This is a genomic window from Streptomyces sp. NPDC006544 (assembly GCF_040611715.1).
Taxonomy (GTDB): Bacteria; Actinomycetota; Actinomycetes; order Streptomycetales; family Streptomycetaceae; genus Streptomyces.
On the sequence record NZ_JBEXOV010000028.1, the window covers coordinates 1 to 16,332 of the forward strand.

Sequence of the window (16,332 nt, forward strand, 5' to 3'; positions counted from 1 at the left end):
GACCCGGGGGGGGGCGTGCGCGGACTGGCCACCCCCGGGTTGGGGTTGCACTTTCTTTCGTCGGGGGGGGGGGGCCCGCGCCGGGGCCCCGCACACCGCGTGTGGCATTGCGCCGTGTACTGCTGATGCGTACTGCTTCTTCTTACGGCCTGCTGCTCTCGCCGCCTACCGCGCCGGCTGCGTACCGCTCCGGCCGCGTACTGCCCGGCCGCGGGGTCGGGTCAGATGGCGAGCGCCTGAGCGCGGCGCTTCACCTCCGTGCCGCGATTCTCGCTCAGCGCCTGCACCGGGGTGCCCGGCAGGGAGTCGTCGGGGGTGAACAGCCATTCCAGGATCTCCGTGTCGGAGAACCGGTCGTCGCGGAGCACGGTCAGCAGTCCGACCAGGCCCTTGACGATCTTGTCCCCGTCGATGAAGGCCGCGGGCACCTGGAGGGAGCGGTTCTCGCCGCGGCGCACCGCGAGCAGCTGACCTTCCTTGACCAGCTGGCGAACCTTCGTCACTTCGATGTCGAGCATCTCCGCGATGTCGGGGAGGTACAGCCAGGCGGGAACAAGGGCATCGATCTTTGCGTCAATCTCGGTCACGGGCACAAGCCTGCCATCTCGCTAGAGCACCGTCGACTTCAGCGCGATCGCCGGATCGGCGACCTTGGCCGGGTCCACGGCCACACCCGACTCGATGAGGCGCCTGCCCTGGGCCAGGTCGCGCGGTCGGCCCACCGCGAGGACCGCGGCCAGGGCGCCGTCCCGCAGCCAGCACACCGACCAGGTGTCGGCCGCGGGATCCCCGCGCCACAGCGGTGCGTCCGCGCCGCCGTGGTGGCCGGCGTACTGCACGAAACGGCCGAACTGCTCCGACCAGAAGTACGGGACCGGGTCGTAGACCGGGCCCGCCGGGCCGGGGGCCGCGGAGTCCGGGGCAGCCGCATCCGGGGCAGCCGAGTCCCGCGCCTGCGATGCGCGGGCCACGATGTCGGCGGCGACCGCCCTCGGGCCCTGCAGTGCGTTGTCCCAGTGGTGCACGAGCAGCCGCGCCCCGTACCGCGCCGACGGGAAGGAGGCGCAGTCGCCCACCGCGTAGACCCCGGGCACCGAGGTGCGCAGGTGGCCGTCCGCGACGACCGCCCCGTCCGGGCCCAGCTCGACCTCCGACCCGGTCAGCCAGTCCGTCGCGGGGCGGGCCCCGATGCCCACCACGACGGCTCCGGCCGCCAGCGCGCGCCCGTCCGCCAGCAGGACCCGGCCCGCCTCGACCGAGGCCACCCGCACGCCGGTCAGCAGGGAGGCGCCCGCCTGCGCGTACCAGCGCTCCATCGGCTCGGCGACCTCCGCGGGCAGGGCTCCGGCGAGCACCCGGTCGGCCGCCTCGACCACGGTCACCTCGCAGCCCGCCTCGCGCGCCGCCGTGGCGAACTCCGCGCCGATCCAGCCCGCGCCGACGACCACCACCGCGGATCCGGCCGCCAGCACGGGCCGCAGCCGGGCCGCGTCGTCCAGGGTGCGCAGCAGGTGCACGCCCGGGATCCCCTCGGCGCCGGGCAGGGTGAGCGGCCGCGCGCCGGTCGCCAGCACGAGGACCCCGTACGGGACCGGGCCCGCCTCGGTGTCCAGCTCGCGCTCGGCGGCCCGCAGGCCGGTGACCTCGACCCCGAGCCTCAGTTCGATGTCGAGCCCCTCGAAGTCGACGTCGAAGGCCGAGTCCTCGGCTTTGCCGAGGAGGACCGCCTTGGACAGCGGGGGGCGGTCGTAGGGCTGGTGGGGTTCGGCGCCCAGGAGGGTGACGGGGCCGGTCCAGCCCTGTTCCCGCAGGGCGACCGCGGTCTGCACCCCGGCCATGCCGGCGCCGACCACGACGACGGCGCGCTGGGTGTGTTCGGTCTGTTCCGTCTGCTCGCTCACCCGGCCCACCCTAACCATCTGACGGCCCGTCAGGAATAGCGGTCGGGCAGCGCGCGCCGCCCGGGCGGGCTCCGGGACCGGGGAGGCAGCCTTACCCGCCCCCGGCCCCGGCGTTACTCTGGCCACCGAACCTATCGCGGGAGTCCGGGCGCACCGGGCTGAGAGGGAGGCTGGCCGGCCTCCGACCGTACGAACCTGATCCGGGTCATGCCGGCGAAGGGAGGGGCTGGACGCCCATGCATCCATCCGTGCACACGACCGTGCATCCATCCGCGCACCCACCGAGGAAGAGCCGCAGTTCCGGCTACGACGTCCTCGTCGTCGGGGGCGGCATCATCGGCCTGGTCACCGCCTGGCGGGCGGCCCGCGCCGGGCTGCGCACCGCCCTCGCCGATCCGGCGCCCGGCGGCGGCGCCGCGCAGGTCGCGGCGGGCATGCTCGCCGCCGTCACCGAGCTGCACTACGGCGAGGAGACCCTGCTCGGCCTCAACCTCGCCTCCGCCGCCCGCTACCCGCAGTTCGCCGCCGAACTGGCCGACGCCAGCGGCGGCATGGACATCGGCTACCGCGCCTGCGGCACCCTCGCCGTGGCCCTCGACGCCGACGACCGCCTCCACCTGCGCGAACTGCACGCGCTCCAGCGCCGCTGCGGCCTGGAGTCGCAGTGGCTGACCGGCCGCGAGTGCCGCCGCCTGGAGCCGATGCTGGCCCCGGGCGTACGCGGCGGCCTGCGCGTGGACGGCGACCACCAGGTCGACCCCCGCCGGCTCGCGGCCGCACTGCTCGCCGCCTGCGAGCGTGCCGGGGTGTCCTTCCACCGGGCGACCGCGTCCCGGCTGCTGACCGGTGCCGACCGGGCGGTCGGCGCGGTCCTCGACGACGGGGACGCCACGGAGCTGCGTGCCGACCAGGTGGTCCTGGCGGCGGGCTCGCTCAGCGGCCGGCTGGACGGCGTGCCGCCGCAGGTCGTGGCCCCCGTACGGCCGGTGAAGGGCCAGGTGCTGCGGCTCGCGGTGCCGCCCGCGTACGCGCCGTTCCTGTCCCGGACCGTACGGGCCGTCGTGCGCGGCAGCCACGTCTACCTGGTGCCGCGCGAGAACGGCGAACTCGTCATCGGCGCCACCAGCGAGGAACTCGGCTGGGACACCACCGTCACCGCGGGCGGGGTCTACGAGCTCCTGCGCGACGCCCACGAGCTGGTGCCCGGCATCACCGAGCTCCCGCTGGTGGAGACCCGGGCCGGGCTGCGGCCCGGTTCGCCGGACAACGCCCCGCTGCTCGGCCCCACCGACCTGCCGGGCCTGCACCTGGCCACCGGGCACTACCGCAACGGGGTCCTGCTGACCCCGCTGACCGGCGACGTCATGGCGCAGCTGCTGACCACCGGCGAACTGCCGGAGATCGCCCGCCCCTTCACCCCGCGCCGTTTCGCCCTCACGCGACAGGAGTCGTACGCATGACCATCTCCGTCAACGGCGAGCCGCTCGAGGTCGAGGCCGGCACGATGCTCGCGGCCGTGGTCGCCACCCTCACCCAGGCCACCAGGGGCGTCGCCGCGGCCCTCAACGAAACCGTGGTGCCGCGCGGCCAGTGGCCCTACACCTCCGTGTCGGAGGGCGACCGCGTCGAGGTCCTCACCGCGGTCCAGGGAGGCTGATCCGGATGGCGGACATGTCGGACGACGTATTCACCCTGGGCGGCCGGACCTTCTCCTCGCGCCTGGTCATGGGCACGGGCGGGGCCCCGAGCCTGGACCTCCTGGAGCGGGCCCTGGCCGCGTCGGGCACGGAACTCACCACGGTCGCGATGCGGCGCCTCGACCCGACGGTCCAGGGCTCGGTGCTCTCCGTCCTGACCCGGCTCGGGATCGCGGTCCTGCCCAACACGGCGGGCTGCTTCACGGCGGGCGAGGCCGTGCTGACGGCCCGGCTGGCGCGCGAGGCCCTCGGTACCGACTGGATCAAGCTGGAGGTCGTCGCGGACGAGCGGACGCTGCTGCCCGACGGGGTCGAGCTGCTGGACGCGGCGGAGATCCTGGTCGACGAGGGCTTCACGGTCCTGCCCTACACGAACGACGACCCGGTGCTCGCGCGGAAGCTCGAGGACGTGGGGTGCGCGGCGATCATGCCGCTCGGGTCTCCGATCGGCTCCGGGATGGGCATCCGCAACCCGCACAACTTCGAGCTGATGATCGAACGGGCGGGCGTGCCGGTCATCCTCGACGCGGGGGCCGGGACCGCCTCGGACGCCGCGCTGGCCATGGAACTGGGGTGCGCCGCGGTCATGCTGGCCTCGGCGGTGACCCGCGCGCAGTCCCCGGTGCTGATGGCCGCCGCGATGCGGGACGCCGTTTCGGCGGGGCGCCTGGCCTTCCGCGCGGGCCGCATCCCGCAGCGCCGCTTCGCGGAGGCCTCCTCGCCGGTGGAGGGCCGCGCCGCCCTCGACCCGGAACGCCCGGCGTTCTGAGGCCCGCGGGGCCGCGGGCCGCGGCCCCGCGGGCGGTCACGTCACAGCTGCGCTGCAACCGTCCGGTACCCGGCTCGGACCCGAGCGCGGCCCTCGTAGAATCTCCGGGTGGACACGACCCTGGATGACCCCCTCGTCGGGCGGACGCTCGACGGCCGCTACCGCGTGGACGCCCGCATCGCGGCCGGCGGCATGGCCACGGTCTACCGGGCCGTCGACACCCGCCTCGACCGGATCCTCGCGCTGAAGGTGATGCACCCGGCCCTCGCGGCCGACGGCGCCTTCGTCGACCGGTTCATCCGCGAGGCCAAGTCCGTCGCCCGCCTCGCCCACCCCAACGTCGTGGCCGTCTTCGACCAGGGCACGGACGGGCCGTACACCTACCTCGCCATGGAGTACGTCTCCGGCTGCACCCTGCGCGACCTGCTGCGCGAGCGCGGCGCGCTCCAGCCCCGCGCGGCCTTCGACATCCTCGAACCGGTCCTCGCCGCCCTCGGCGCCGCGCACCGGGCCGGCTTCGTCCACCGCGACATGAAGCCCGAGAACGTACTGATCGGCGACGACGGCCGCGTGAAGGTGGCCGACTTCGGGCTGGTCCGGTCGGTCGACGCCGTCACGAACACCACCGGCTCCATCCTCGGCACCGTCTCCTACCTCGCACCCGAGCAGATCCAGAACGGGGTCACCGACACCCGCGTGGACGTCTACGCCTGCGGGGTCGTGCTCTACGAGATGCTCACCGGCAGCAAGCCCCACACCGGCACCAACCCCGCGCAGGTCCTCTACCAGCACCTCAACGAGGACGTCCCGCCGCCGTCGGCCGCCGTCCCCGGACTGTCCGCCGCGCTGGACGAGCTCGTCGCGTACGCCACCGCGCGCGATCCCGAGCTGCGCCCGTACGACGCGGCCGCGCTCCTCGGGCTGGCCATCGACGCCCGCGCGCAGCTCGTCGAGGCCGAGCTGGACGCCGCGCCGCCGCAGGCGCGGGCCGCCGAGCGGACCGCCGCCGAGGACCGCACCAGCGTGATCGCCCGGCCGGTGGAGCCGGCCGTCTCCCACACCTCCCGGCTCGCGTCCCCGCCGCTGCCGCCTGCCTCGTCGGGACCGCGGATACGCCGCCGCGGCATGCTGCTCGTCGTGGTCGGCGTCCTGCTCGCCCTCGGCTTCGGCACCGGCGTCTGGTACATCAGCTCGGGTCAGTTCACCAAGGTCCCCAACCTGCTCGGCAAGAGCGAGGCGGAGGCCAAGTCCCAGCTGTCGGCGGCCGGCCTCGGAGTGAAGCGGGTCGACCGGAAGTTCAGCAACGGCTTCGCCAAGGGGACGGTGATGAACACCGATCCCGCCGGCGGCAAGCGCATCCGCGGCAACGCCGCGGTCGTCGTCACCATCTCGCGCGGCCCCGAGGTCGTCGCGGTGCCCAACCTGAAGGGCAAGCCGCTGGAGGCGGCGAAGGCGGAGCTGACCTCGGCCGGTCTCGCCCTCGGGATCGTCACGCAGGCCTTCAGCCAGGACGTCGCCCAGGGCTCGGTGATCAGTACGGACCCGGCGGCGGACGGCCCGAAGCGCGCCCTCGACACCGCGGTCTCGATGGTGGTCAGCAAGGGCCGGCCGGTGCCGGTCCCGAGCGTCGCCGGCAAGCCCCTCGACCAGGCCAAGGCCGCTCTGGAGGGGCTCGGCCTGAAGGTGGAGACCTCTCCCGAGCAGGTCAATTCCCCCTCCCCCGCCGGTACGGTCGCCAACCAGTCGGTGGCGGCCGGCTCCCAGGCCGCGGCCGGCGACGCGGTGATGCTCACCGTGTCCAAGGGCCCCCGCCAGATCCCGGTGCCGGACGTCACCGGCCAGGAGGCGGACGCGGCCCGCAAGGCCCTGGAGGGGCTGGGCTTCAAGGTGAAGGTCGACAAGCCCTTCCCCTTCTTCAGCAACACCATCGAATCCCAGTCGGTACCCGGCGGCCAGAGCGCCGCCGAGGGCAGCACGATCACCATCAGGACCAAGGGGCTGTAGCACCGCCATGAGCCATTCGACACGCCGCAACCCCGTGGGCGGGCACGTCCCCGTGGCGGGCGGGCTGGCCTCGGTCGGCCTGGCCTACGCCCGCGAGATGGGCGCCGAGGCCGTCCAGGTCTTCGTCGCGAACCCGCGCGGCTGGGCCACCCCGGCCGGCAACCCGGCGCAGGACGAGCTGTTCCGTGCGAGCTGCGCGGCCGAGTCGGTCCCGGCGTACGTGCACGCCCCCTACCTGATCAACTTCGGCTCGCACACCGAGGCGACCGTGGAGAAGTCGGTGGAGTCCCTGCGGCACTCGCTGCGCCGGGCCCGGGCGATCGGGGCGCTCGGGGTGGTCGTCCACACCGGCTCGGCGACCGGGGGCCGCCCGCGCGAGGCGGCGTACGCGCAGGTCAGGGAGCACATGCTGCCGCTGCTGGACGAGCTGACGCACGACGACGACCCGTTCCTGCTGCTCGAGTCGACGGCCGGGCAGGGCTCCTCGCTGTGCTCGCGGACCTGGGACTTCGGCCCGTACTTCGACGCGCTCGACCACCATCCGAAGCTCGGGATCTGCCTGGACACCTGCCACGTCTTCGCCGCCGGGCACGACCTGGCCGAGCCGGGCGGGACGAAGCAGACGCTGGACCTGCTGGTGGACACCGTGGGCGAGGGCCGGCTGAAGCTGGTCCACGCGAACGACTCCAAGGAGGGCGTGGGCGCCCACAAGGACCGGCACGAGAACATCGGGCGGGGCCACATCGGCCGGGACGCCTTCGCGGAACTGTTCACGCATCCGGCGATGGAGGGCGTCCCCCTGATCACGGAGACTCCCGGCGGCAAGGAAGGGCACGCGGCGGACGTGGCACTGCTGAAGGAGCTCCGCGGTCTCGGATAGCCCGAGGAATACCCCAGGGGGGTATACGGTTGTGTCCTACGCCGACAGAGCCGCCGCTCGGGTCTTCCCGGGTCTTCCCATCAGGGGGTCGTCATGGAGCAGGCGCACGAGCACGAGCACGACCACCACCACCACCACGGACACGACGAGCACCACCGGCACCAGGGGCCCGACGGACACCCGGACGGGCACCGCACCGCGAAGGTCAGCTGGGCGACGGCGGCGAGGGCCACCCTGCACTGCCTGACCGGGTGCGCCATCGGCGAGGTGCTCGGCATGGTCATCGGCACCGCGCTCGGCTGGGAGAACCTCCCCACCACGGTCCTTGCCATCGCCCTGGCGTTCTTCTTCGGCTACGCGCTCACCGTCCGCGCGGTCCGCGCGGCCGGCGTGGACCTCCGTACGGCCGTCCGGGTGGCTCTGGCGGCGGACACCCTTTCGATCGCCGTCATGGAGCTGATCGACAACGGGGTGATCGTCCTGTGGCCGGGCGCCATGGACGCCGGGCTCTCGGACGCGCTGTTCTGGTTCGCCCTCGCGATCTCGCTGGCCCTGGCCTTCGTCGTCACGACCCCCGTCAACCGGTGGATGATCGGCCGCGGCCAGGGGCACGCCGTCGTCCACCGGTACCACCACTGAGCGAGGGGGCGCGGGCGGCGGAGCTACAGCTCGGGGCCGTCCCCCGGCTCCTCCTGGTAGGAGTAGCGCTGTTCCCGCCAGGGGTCCCCGATGTTGTGGTAGCCGCGCTCCTCCCAGAAGCCGCGGCGGTCCGCCGTCATGTACTCGATGCCGCGGACCCACTTGGGGCCCTTCCACGCGTACAGGTGCGGCACGACGAGCCGCAGCGGGAAACCGTGTTCGGCGGTGAGCAGTTCACCGCCCTGGTGGGTGGCGAAGAGGGCCCGCTCGGAAGAGAAGTCCGCGAGGCGCATGTTGGAACTGAAGCCGTACTCGGCCCAGACCATCACGTGCGTGACCTGGGGGGACGGCGGAGCGAGACCGAGGATCGCGCGGGTGAGCACCCCGCCCCACTCGGCGCCGGTCATGCTGAACTTCGTCACGCAGTGCAGGTCCGCGACGACGGAATCGAACGGCAGGGCCGCGAACTCCTCGTGGTTCCAGCAGTGCTTCTCGCCGTCGGCGGTCGCGCCGAAGACGCGGAACTCCCAGCGGTCCGGCTTGAACTTGGGCACCGGCCCGTAGTGGGTGACCGGCCAGCCTCGCTGCAAACGCTGCCCCGGGGGAAGCTCCAGCTGCTCTGATCCCGGAGATTCCCGGCTTTCCGGCTGACCCATGACTCCATGGTGACAGACGTGGCGGGGTGGTCACGACCAGGTACGGGCCGATTCGGGCAAGTCACGGCAACTCCCACTAAGGAGGCACTTACTGGACTGCCTCGGGCGGCGGTGCGAGGATGCGCGCACCTGCCCAGTCACATTGCTGACATTGCTTGGAAGGAGCCTCTGCGATGCAGGGCGACCCCGAGGTCCTCGAGTTCTTGAACGAGCAGCTGACCGGCGAGCTGACGGCCATCAACCAGTACTGGCTGCACTACCGCATCCAGGACAACAAGGGATGGACCAAGCTCGCCAAGTACACGCGTGAAGAATCCATCGACGAGATGAAGCACGCGGACAAGATCACCGAGCGCATCCTGATGCTCGACGGTCTGCCGAACTACCAGCGCCTCTTCCACGTGCGCGTCGGCCAGACGCTGACGGAGATGTTCCAGGCCGACCGGCAGGTCGAGGTCGAGGCGATCGACCGCCTCAAGCGCGGTATCGAGGTCATGCGCGGCAAGGGCGACGTCACCTCGGCGCGGCTCTTCGAGGAGATCCTCGAGGACGAGGAGCACCACATCGACTACCTCGACACCCAGCTCGAGCTCATCGAGTCCATCGGTGAGGCGCTCTACATCGCGCAGCTCATCGAGCAGCCCAGCTGACCGGTCCGCCGGGCGGTTGACGCCGGGGGCCTGCGCCCTGCCGGGCCGCGGGGCGGTGGAGGTGTCAGGCCGCTTCCGCGAGTACGGGCGGGGCCACCAGCTCCGAGTCGGCGGCGAGCACGGCCGCCGCGTTCCCCTTCTCCAGCAGCTCACGGCGCGGGCAGGCCCCGCGCCCGAGGAGGCCCTGGATGGTGCGCACGCAGGAACCGCAGTCGGTGCCGGCCTTGGTGGCCGATGCGATCTGGCGCGGGGTGCAGGCCCCGGCGGCCGCGTGGTCCTTGACCTGCTTGTCGGTGATCCCGAAGCAAGAGCAGACGTACACGCGGTTCACCTCCCTGACAGGAACGGTTCGGCGAGCCATCCCGTATTCGGTGAGGCTTACCTAACCGTACCGAAAGTTAGGCAACCCTAAAACCCCTGGCGACGACGATGGGGCGCGGATCACATCGATCCGCGCCCCATCGTCGTCGAAAGCTACAGCGTGAAGATCGCGCCTACTGGTCGCGGTACATCTCGGCCACCAGGAACGCCAGGTCCAGGGACTGGCTGCGGTTCAGGCGGGGGTCGCAAGCCGTCTCGTAGCGCTGGTGCAGGTCGTCGACGAAGATCTCGTCGCCGCCGCCCACGCACTCGGTGACGTCGTCACCGGTGAGCTCGACGTGGATGCCGCCCGGGTGGGTGCCGAGGCCCTTGTGGACCTCGAAGAAGCCCTTGACCTCGTCGAGCACGTCGTCGAAACGGCGCGTCTTGTGGCCGGAGGCCGCCTCGAAGGTGTTGCCGTGCATGGGGTCGGTGACCCACACGACGTTCGCGCCGGAGGCGGTGACCTTCTCGACCAGTTCGGGGAGCTTGTCGCGGACCTTGTCGGCGCCCATGCGGACGACGAAGGTCAGCCGGCCCGGCTGGCGGTCGGGGTCCAGGCGGTCGATGTACGTCAGCGCCTCGTCCACCGTGGTGGTGGGGCCGAGCTTCACGCCGATCGGGTTGGCGATCTGCGAGCAGAACTCGATGTGGGCGTGGTCCAGCTGGCGGGTGCGCTCACCGATCCAGACCATGTGGCCGGAGGTGTCGTACAGCTTGCCGGTGCGCGAGTCCGTACGGGTGAGAGCGCCTTCGTAGTCGAGCAGCAGCGCCTCGTGCGAGGAGTAGAACTCGACCGCCTTGAACTCGGCCGGGTCGGTGCCGCACGCCTTCATGAAGTTCAGCGCGTTGTCGATCTCCCGCGCGAGCTGCTCGTAGCGCTGCCCGGAGGGGGAGGACTTCACGAAGTCCTGGTTCCAGGCGTGCACCTGGCGCAGGTCGGCGTAACCGCCGGTGGTGAAGGCGCGCACCAGGTTCAGCGTGGAGGCGGACGCGTGGTACATGCGCTTCAGCCGCTCGGGGTCCGGGATCCGGGCCTCTTCGGTGAAGGGGAAGCCGTTGACCGAGTCGCCGCGGTAGGTCGGCAGGGTGACGCCGTCGCGGGTCTCGGTGTCCTTGGAGCGCGGCTTGGAGTACTGGCCCGCGATGCGGCCGACCTTGACGACCGGCACGGAGGCCGCGTACGTCAGGACGGCGCTCATCTGGAGCAGCGTCTTCAGCTTGGCGCGGATGTGGTCCGCGGAGACGGCGTCGAAGGCCTCGGCGCAGTCGCCGCCCTGCAGCAGGAACGCCTCGCCCTTGGCGACGGCTCCCAGACGGGTGCGCAGCTGGTCGCACTCACCCGCGAAGACGAGGGGAGGATACGACTCGAGGTCCGCGACGACAGCGCGCAGGGCCTCGGCATCGGGGTACGAAGGCTGCTGCGCCGCGGGGAGGTCTCGCCAGGTCGCCTTGGCGGCGGGGGCATGGGATTCAGCGTTCACGGTCACCCCACACACATTACGGCGTCCCACGGCGCGTCCAGCCCGACGCCCACTACGTGAGACGGATGTCTCTGGATGTGTTACCCGCCCGTTCACCTCCCCCGGTGGGCTAGGGTTCACCGCATGTACGCGCACTCCGACAAGAACTGGTGGTGGACCGCTCCCGGCGGCCCGCCCCTCGTGCGTACCTGAAGACACGAGTGACGCGAAGGCCGCCCCGAGGGGCGGCCTTCCGTGTTTTCGCGGAGCGCCGGCCGTCCCTCCACCATCCGGAAGGACGCCCCCTCCATGCCGCTGTCCATGGACCCCAGCCGACCGCTCGACCTGCCCGGCCTGCTCGACGGCGCCGGCCCGCCGTTCGCGCTGCTGCGCCGCCGCACCCCCGGCCGCGACCACGACACCGTCGAGGTCCTGACCGGCCGGGTCCACGAGGCCGGGCGCCTCGCCGACCTGCCGGTCGGCGTGCGCCCCGCCCTCGCGCTCGTCCCGTTCCGGCAGATGCGGGAGCGCGGGTTCGACGTGCGCGACGACGGCACGCCGCTGAGCGTGCTGGTCGCCGACGAGGCGTACGAGGTCCCGCTCGCGCAGGCGCTGTCCGTGCTGCCGGACCACGAGGTGCGCGTCGACGGAGGCGACTTCGACGTCCCCGACGAGGAGTACGCGCAGACCGTGCGGCGCGTCATCGAGGACGAGATCGGCCGCGGCGAGGGCGCGAACTTCGTCATCCGGCGCACCTTCGGGGGCCGGATCGACGGCTTCGGCCGCGCCGACGCGCTCGCGCTGTTCCGGCGGCTGCTGGAGGGCGAGCGGGGCGCGTACTGGACGTACGTGGTCCACACCGGGGAGCGCACGCTCGTGGGTGCCAGCCCCGAGGTGCACGTGCGGATGTCCGGCGGCACGGTCGTGATGAATCCGATCAGCGGGACCTACCGGTATCCGCCCGCGGGCCCGACGGTGGACTCCCTGCTCGGCTTCCTCGGGGACCGCAAGGAGACCGAGGAGCTGTCCATGGTCGTGGACGAGGAGCTCAAGATGATGTGCGCCGTGGGCGACATGGGCGGGGTCGTCGTCGGGCCGCGGCTGAAGGAGATGGCCCACCTCGCGCACACCGAGTACGAGCTGCGCGGCCGCTCCTCGCTGGACGTGCGGGACGTCCTGAAGGAGACCATGTTCGCGGCGACGGTGACGGGGTCGCCGGTGCAGAACGCCTGCCGGGTCATCGAGCGGTACGAGACGGGCGGGCGCGGCTACTACGCGGGCGCGCTGGCGCTGCTGGGCGTCGACGCCTCGGGGGCGCAGACCCTGGACTCTCCGATCCTCATCCGTACGGCGGACATCGCCGCGGACGGCTCGCTGCGGGTGCCCGTCGGGGCCACGCTCGTACGGCACTCCGACCCGGCCGCGGAGGTGGCGGAGACGCACGCGAAGGCGGCGGGCGTCCTGGCGGCGCTGGGCGTCCGGCCGGCGGCCCGGCGGCCGGCCCCGGCGGCGCCCGGCCTCGCCCGCGATCCCCGGGTCCAGGCGGCCCTGGCCGAGCGGCGGCGGGACCTGGCGCCGTTCTGGCTCCGGATGCAGGAGCGGCCGGCGGCGGTGACGGGGCACGCGCTGGTGGTGGACGGCGAGGACACCTTCACCTCGATGCTGGGGCACGTGCTGCGGGTGGCCGGACTGGAGGTGACCGTCCGCCGCTACGACGATCCGGGCCTGCGGGCGGCGGCCCTGGCCTGGGACGGGCCGGTCGTGCTGGGCCCGGGGCCGGGGGATCCGGCGGACGGCCACGACCCGAAGATCCGGATGATGCGCGGGCTGACGGCGGAGCTCCTCGCCTCGCACCGGGGCGGGCTGCTCGCGGTCTGCCTCAGCCACCAGCTGCTGGCGGCGGAGCTGGGACTCGCCCTGGTCCGCAAGGCCGAGCCCGCCCAGGGGGCGCAGACGCGGATCCCGTTCTTCGGGGCGCAGGAGGTGGTGGGCTTCTACAACACGTACGCGGCCTCGTGCTCCGCGCAGGAGGCGGAGTCCTTGGCGCTCCGTGGCGTCGAGGTCTCCCGTGATCCCGCGACGGGTGAGGTCCACGCGCTGCGCTCCGCCGCCGGCGGGTTCGCGGGGGTCCAGTTCCACCCGGAGTCGGTGCTGACCCTGCGGGGAGCCGAGCTCGTCCGAGACCTCCTGGCCGGGGTCCGGGCCGCCGCCCCGGCGTAGCCGCCGGGTGGGTGGGGGGCGCTGCGCGGAGCTGTCCCCGACCCACCCTTCCACCGTTCCCCGGGCTCCGCCCGGACCCGGTCCTCGAACGCCGGACGGGCTGGAGGATCCGACCGCCGTCAAAGAGGCGAGAGGGTGTTCTCCGAGCGGCGGCCCGCCACGTAGTCCGCGACGTTGGCGACCGTGGTGTCGATGATCTGGCCGACCGCTTCGTGGGTGTAGTACGCCTGGTGGGAGGTGACGACCACGTTCGGGAAGGTGACGAGGCGGGCGAGGGTGTCGTCCTCGACGGCCTCCAGCGACTTGTCCAGGAAGAAGAGGCCGGCCTCCGCCTCGTACACGTCCAGGCCCACGCCGACGAAGCGTCCGGACCTCAGTTCCGTGACCAGCGCGTCCGTGTCGATCAGGCCGCCGCGGCTGGAGTTCACCAGGATCACGTCGTCCTTCATCGTCTTCAGCGCCCGGGCGTCGACGATGTGGTGCGTGGCCTCCAGCAGCGGGACGTGCAGGCTGATCAGGTCCGCCGACGCGAACAGGACGTCCTTGTCCACGTACTCCATGCCCAGTTCCACGCACGCCGGGTTCCGCGCCACGTCCCAGCCCAGCAGGTTCATGCCGAAGCCGTGTGCGATCCGGGTGAACGCCTCGCCGATCTTGCCGGTGCCGAGGACGCCCACCGTGCGGCCGCGCAGGTCGCGGCCCATCAGGCCGTTCAGCCGGAAGTCGAAGTCCCGCGTCCGGTTCGAGGCGCGGACGATCCGCCGGTTCACCGCCATGGCCAGGGTCCACGCGAACTCGGCCACCGAGTAGGGGGAGTAGTACGACACCCGGCTGACCGTCAGGCCGAGCTCGCGCGCGGCCGCCAGATCGATGTTGTTGAAGCCGGTGGAGCGCTGGGCGATCATCCGCGTTCCGCCCGCCGCGAGCGTCCGCAGCACCCGTCCGTTCAGGTCGGCGTTCACGCTCGACGACACGATCTCGTACCCGGCCGCGATGGGGGCGGTGTCCTCGTTCAGGAAGACGTCGAGGCAGCGCACCTCGTGCTGTCCCGCGAAGGCCTTCTCGATGAGCGGCTTCTCGTCTCCCTGCACCCCGAATGCCAGGATTTCCACGTTCGCTCCCGTCTGTGCGCGAAAGATTGGGATCATGGGCCGTTCGTCACCTTACGACCCATGCTCCGCCGTCGCCCCCGGCTCAGCCGAAGAACACCCCGGCCTCCTCGTACAGCGCCGGGTCCACCGTCTTGAGCTTCGCCGTCGCCTCCGCGATCGGCACCCGCACGATGTCCGTCCCCTGCAGCGCGACCATCTTGCCGAAGTCCCCGTCGCGCACCGCGTCGATGGCGTGCAGACCGAACCGGGTCGCCAGCCATCGGTCGAACGCGCTCGGCGTGCCGCCGCGCTGGATGTGCCCCAGCACCGTCGTGCGGGCCTCCTTCCCGGTCCGCGCCTCGATCTCCTTGGCCAGCCACTCGCCCACACCGGAGAGCCGCACGTGCCCGAACGAGTCCGTGGTCGCGTCCTTCAGCACCAACTCCCCGTCCTTCGGCATCGCGCCCTCGGCGACGCACACGATCGGCGCGTAGCTGGCCTTGAACCGCGAGGCGACCCAGGCGCACACCTGGTCCACGTCGAAGCGCTGTTCCGGGATGAGGATGACGTTGGCGCCGCCGGCGAGGCCCGAGTGCAGGGCGATCCAGCCCGCGTGGCGGCCCATCACCTCGACGACCAGGACGCGCATGTGGGACTCGGCCGTGGTGTGCAGCCGGTCGATGGCCTCGGTGGCGATGCCGACGGCCGTGTCGAAGCCGAAGGTGTAGTCGGTGGCCGACAGGTCGTTGTCGATGGTCTTCGGGACGCCGACGCAGGGGATGCCGTACTCGTCGTACAGCTTGGCGGCGACGCCCAGGGTGTCCTCGCCGCCGATCGCGACCAGGGCGTCGACCTCGTACTTGGCGAGGTTCTCCTTGATCCGGCGCACGCCGTTCTCCAGCTTGAACGGGTTGGTGCGCGAGGAGCCGAGGATGGTCCCGCCGCGCGGCAGGATGCCGCGCACGGCGGGGATCCCGAGCGGGACGGTGTCCCCTTCCACGGCTCCGCGCCAGCCGTCCTTGAATCCGATGAACTCGTACGCGTACTCCTGCACGCCCTTGCGCACGACGCTGCGGATGACCGCGTTGAGACCCGGGCAGTCGCCGCCGCCGGTCAGCACTCCGACCTTCATGGAATTTCCCTTCGCCACAGGGCCCGCTGAGGCCGCGGGGCCCGCATGACCGTCACGCTAGTGGTGACTCAGGTCACAGCAAGATGCCGGGAAGGGTCAATTCCGGCGGAATTGCGGGGCGTTGCGTACGTCAGTTCACTCGTACGGGGATCCGGTCACCGCGGACGCGCCCTCACACCTCGTCGAGGCCGCGCTCGATCGCGTACCGGACGAGCTCGACCCGGTTGTGCAGCTGGAGCTTGCCCAGGGTGTTCTGCACGTGGTTCTGCACCGTGCGGTGGGAGATGACGAGGCGCTCCGCGATCTGCTTGTACGACAGCCCCTTGGCCACCAGGCGCAGTACCTCGGTCTCCCGGTCGGTCAGCTGCGGGGCCTTCGGCTCGTCGGCGGCGGCCGGCGCGGGGTGGGTGGCCAGGCGCCGGTACTCGCCGAGGACCAGGCCGGCCAGACCCGGGGTGAAGACGGGGTCGCCGGCGGCGGTGCGGCGGACGGCGTCGATGAGTTCCTGGGCTCCGGCGGACTTCAGCAGGTATCCGGTCGCGCCGGACTTGACCGCCTCCAGGACGTCGGCGTGCTCGCCGCTCGCGGACAGGACCAGGACCCGCAGGGCCGGGTCGGCGCCGACCAGCTCCTTGCAGACCTGGACCCCCGGCATGCCGGGCAGGTTGAGGTCGAGGACCAGCACGTGGGGGCCGGTCGCACGGGCCCGTCGGACCGCCTCCGGGCCGTCCCCGGCGGTGGCCACCAGGTCGAAGCCGGCCGCGGCCAGGTCCCGGGCCACCGCGTCCCGCCACATCGGGTGGTCGTCGACGACCATGACCTTGATGTCGCCGGCGCCGCCGCCGGTGCGACCGGTCGCGTTCTGCTCGT

General features: G+C 72.3%; 17 protein-coding genes and 1 riboswitch. Of the genes, 9 read left to right on the top strand and 8 right to left on the bottom strand.

Translation table 11 applies throughout. The features are described 5' to 3' along the window. Positions 1-221 precede the first annotated feature (221 nt). The gene (locus tag ABZY44_RS15720; protein WP_356653959.1) at positions 222-587 is read right to left on the bottom strand and encodes an Rv2175c family DNA-binding protein; all 366 of its coding nucleotides are present in this window, start codon (positions 585-587) and stop codon (positions 222-224) included. Between the two features lie 21 nt (positions 588-608). Beyond that, on the bottom strand, positions 609-1,919 hold the full coding sequence (locus tag ABZY44_RS15725; RefSeq protein WP_356653961.1) for an FAD-dependent oxidoreductase: 1,311 nt from the start codon (positions 1,917-1,919) through the stop codon (positions 609-611). A 108-nt stretch (positions 1,920-2,027) separates the two neighbouring features. Beyond that, positions 2,028-2,140, top strand: a riboswitch (TPP riboswitch). On the opposite strand from ABZY44_RS15725, the gene thiO reads away from it, so the two are divergent. The 6 genes from thiO (at position 2,138) to ABZY44_RS15755 (ending at position 7,890) form a co-directional block, all read left to right on the top strand. After that, positions 2,138-3,361 (top strand): glycine oxidase ThiO, encoded by a 1,224-nt coding sequence (gene thiO, locus ABZY44_RS15730; protein WP_356653963.1) that lies wholly within the window; start codon positions 2,138-2,140, stop codon positions 3,359-3,361. (Overlaps the previous riboswitch by 3 nt.) After that, positions 3,358-3,558: a sulfur carrier protein ThiS gene (thiS, locus tag ABZY44_RS15735; RefSeq protein WP_356653965.1), complete on the top strand. Its 201-nt coding sequence runs from the start codon at positions 3,358-3,360 to the stop codon at positions 3,556-3,558. The genes thiO and thiS overlap by 4 nt, the downstream gene beginning before the upstream one ends. Before the next feature lie 14 nt (positions 3,559-3,572). Beyond that, positions 3,573-4,367, top strand: coding sequence for a thiazole synthase (locus tag ABZY44_RS15740; RefSeq protein WP_356653967.1), 795 nt, complete (start codon positions 3,573-3,575; stop codon positions 4,365-4,367). Between the two features lie 108 nt (positions 4,368-4,475). After that, complete coding sequence (gene pknB, locus ABZY44_RS15745; protein WP_356653969.1) at positions 4,476-6,371, top strand: Stk1 family PASTA domain-containing Ser/Thr kinase; 1,896 nt, start codon at positions 4,476-4,478, stop codon at positions 6,369-6,371. 7 nt (positions 6,372-6,378) lie between these two features. Continuing rightward, complete coding sequence (locus tag ABZY44_RS15750; RefSeq protein ID WP_356653971.1) at positions 6,379-7,251, top strand: deoxyribonuclease IV; 873 nt, start codon at positions 6,379-6,381, stop codon at positions 7,249-7,251. Positions 7,252-7,344: 93 nt separating this feature from the next. Next, positions 7,345-7,890, top strand: a complete 546-nt coding sequence (locus ABZY44_RS15755; protein WP_356653973.1) for a DUF4396 domain-containing protein — start codon at positions 7,345-7,347, stop codon at positions 7,888-7,890. A 23-nt stretch (positions 7,891-7,913) separates the two neighbouring features. Here ABZY44_RS15755 and ABZY44_RS15760 read toward each other — a convergent pair whose 3' ends face one another. Further along, positions 7,914-8,546, bottom strand: a complete 633-nt coding sequence (locus ABZY44_RS15760) for a sulfite oxidase-like oxidoreductase (protein WP_356653975.1) — start codon at positions 8,544-8,546, stop codon at positions 7,914-7,916. Between the two features lie 173 nt (positions 8,547-8,719). Here ABZY44_RS15760 and bfr point away from each other — a divergent pair, with 173 nt between their 5' ends. Continuing rightward, complete coding sequence (gene bfr, locus ABZY44_RS15765; RefSeq protein WP_112446344.1) at positions 8,720-9,196, top strand: bacterioferritin; 477 nt, start codon at positions 8,720-8,722, stop codon at positions 9,194-9,196. Positions 9,197-9,260: 64 nt separating this feature from the next. Here the strand turns inward: bfr and ABZY44_RS15770 are convergent, their stop codons facing one another. Next, on the bottom strand, positions 9,261-9,518 hold the full coding sequence (locus ABZY44_RS15770) for a (2Fe-2S)-binding protein (protein WP_356653977.1): 258 nt from the start codon (positions 9,516-9,518) through the stop codon (positions 9,261-9,263). Between the two features lie 172 nt (positions 9,519-9,690). After that, positions 9,691-11,046, bottom strand: a complete 1,356-nt coding sequence (locus ABZY44_RS15775) for a class II 3-deoxy-7-phosphoheptulonate synthase (RefSeq protein ID WP_356653979.1) — start codon at positions 11,044-11,046, stop codon at positions 9,691-9,693. A gap of 117 nt (positions 11,047-11,163) precedes the next feature. Here ABZY44_RS15775 and ABZY44_RS15780 point away from each other — a divergent pair, with 117 nt between their 5' ends. Beyond that, a complete protein-coding gene (locus ABZY44_RS15780; RefSeq protein WP_356654082.1) occupies positions 11,164-11,232 on the top strand; it encodes a trp operon leader peptide in 69 nt (22 codons plus the stop codon). A gap of 108 nt (positions 11,233-11,340) precedes the next feature. Then, positions 11,341-13,239, top strand: coding sequence for an anthranilate synthase family protein (locus tag ABZY44_RS15785; RefSeq protein WP_356654084.1), 1,899 nt, complete (start codon positions 11,341-11,343; stop codon positions 13,237-13,239). 119 nt (positions 13,240-13,358) lie between these two features. Here ABZY44_RS15785 and ABZY44_RS15790 read toward each other — a convergent pair whose 3' ends face one another. From ABZY44_RS15790 to ABZY44_RS15800, 3 genes are all read right to left on the bottom strand, one after another. Further along, positions 13,359-14,351 (bottom strand): 2-hydroxyacid dehydrogenase, encoded by a 993-nt coding sequence (locus tag ABZY44_RS15790; protein WP_356654086.1) that lies wholly within the window; start codon positions 14,349-14,351, stop codon positions 13,359-13,361. 82 nt (positions 14,352-14,433) lie between these two features. Continuing rightward, positions 14,434-15,462, bottom strand: coding sequence for a 6-phosphofructokinase (locus ABZY44_RS15795; RefSeq protein ID WP_356653981.1), 1,029 nt, complete (start codon positions 15,460-15,462; stop codon positions 14,434-14,436). Positions 15,463-15,634: 172 nt separating this feature from the next. Beyond that, positions 15,635-16,279, bottom strand: a complete 645-nt coding sequence (locus ABZY44_RS15800) for a response regulator transcription factor (RefSeq protein ID WP_356654088.1) — start codon at positions 16,277-16,279, stop codon at positions 15,635-15,637. Between the last annotated feature and the right edge of the window lie 53 nt (positions 16,280-16,332).

Bases quoted from the DNA above. Each gene is read 5' to 3' on its own strand.
- ABZY44_RS15725 (WP_356653961.1), bottom strand. From the start codon at position 1,919: ATGGTTAGGGTGGGCCGGGTGAGCGAGCAGACGGAACAGACCGAACAC.
- thiO (WP_356653963.1), top strand. From the start codon at position 2,138: ATGCATCCATCCGTGCACACGACCGTGCATCCATCCGCGCACCCACCG.
- thiS (WP_356653965.1), top strand. From the start codon at position 3,358: ATGACCATCTCCGTCAACGGCGAGCCGCTCGAGGTCGAGGCCGGCACG.
- ABZY44_RS15740 (WP_356653967.1), top strand. From the start codon at position 3,573: ATGTCGGACGACGTATTCACCCTGGGCGGCCGGACCTTCTCCTCGCGC.
- ABZY44_RS15750 (WP_356653971.1), top strand. From the start codon at position 6,379: ATGAGCCATTCGACACGCCGCAACCCCGTGGGCGGGCACGTCCCCGTG.
- ABZY44_RS15755 (WP_356653973.1), top strand. From the start codon at position 7,345: ATGGAGCAGGCGCACGAGCACGAGCACGACCACCACCACCACCACGGA.
- ABZY44_RS15760 (WP_356653975.1), bottom strand. From the start codon at position 8,546: ATGGGTCAGCCGGAAAGCCGGGAATCTCCGGGATCAGAGCAGCTGGAG.
- bfr (WP_112446344.1), top strand. From the start codon at position 8,720: ATGCAGGGCGACCCCGAGGTCCTCGAGTTCTTGAACGAGCAGCTGACC.
- ABZY44_RS15785 (WP_356654084.1), top strand. From the start codon at position 11,341: ATGGACCCCAGCCGACCGCTCGACCTGCCCGGCCTGCTCGACGGCGCC.
- ABZY44_RS15795 (WP_356653981.1), bottom strand. From the start codon at position 15,462: ATGAAGGTCGGAGTGCTGACCGGCGGCGGCGACTGCCCGGGTCTCAAC.
- ABZY44_RS15800 (WP_356654088.1), bottom strand. From the start codon at position 16,279: ATGGTCGTCGACGACCACCCGATGTGGCGGGACGCGGTGGCCCGGGAC.